1 pseudogene is annotated in these 847 nt (G+C 61.6%); it reads left to right on the top strand.

Annotated elements, in window-relative coordinates:
- Positions 1-337 precede the first annotated feature (337 nt).
- A pseudogene (locus tag E4Q23_RS23115) lies at positions 338-847 on the top strand (DNA-primase RepB domain-containing protein); the annotation flags it as partial.

Genomic DNA, 847 nt, shown 5'->3' with positions numbered 1-847 from the left:
TTTTGAGAGTGATCGCGTTACACGCTCAGAGGCAACAGCAACAAGGAAGCAAGTTCCCTACGGCCTTGCCATGCAGAAATCAACAAACAAGAAGACGACGACGAGTTGTTCAATCGACAGATTGTCCCGTGTCAGACTATCCGGGTTGCGGGTTAGAGAACCTCCACCAGGATTCGCAAGAGTTTCTTCCGTAAACAACAACCATGTTTACATGCTATCATGATAGCGTGATAACGTGTTATCAATTACACTCCCCGCCAACGCCCACTAGCTTTCGGCAACGTTCACGGGATAGACAACGCAAATAGAAGCCACGGCGGGGGGGCAGGGGGGGGTCATGAACGGGAACGGGTCTGACGACGCAGGCGAACCGATCGCCGAGGCGCTGCGCCTGCTCAACTTGTTTGCCAGTGTGGGGGCCGAGGCTTTCGACATCACCCACACCAACCTCCAGCAGGAGAAACGGGGCTTTCGCCCAGCGCAAAGCTTGGCCCAGGCCCGGCAGTCCATGCCCTACCTGGTGCCCAGCGCCGCGCGGCGGCAGAACAATCTGATCGTTCGACCTCGCGCCGGCGACGGCGTCACTCTGGTGCAGCTCGACGATCTCGCGCCGGATGCCCTGGCCCGCATCGCTCCGGCCGCATTCCTGATCCTGCGCACCAGTCCCAGGGGACAGCAGGCCTGGGTGGCCGTCACCAGCGCTCCTCGGGGCTTCGCCGCGCGGCTCAAGGAAGGGACGGGCGCCGACAAGGAAGCGTCCGGCGCCACTCGTGTCGCCGGCACCGCCAATTTCAAACCCGCCTACGCCCCGAACTTCCCCCGGATCCTGATCGACGCTGCCCAGCCC

The organism is Candidatus Accumulibacter phosphatis (assembly GCF_012939955.1).
Classification (GTDB): Bacteria; Pseudomonadota; Gammaproteobacteria; order Burkholderiales; family Rhodocyclaceae; genus Accumulibacter; species Accumulibacter delftensis.
Note: the sequence above shows the minus strand (reverse complement) of the source record. Positions and strands in the feature narration are given on the sequence as shown.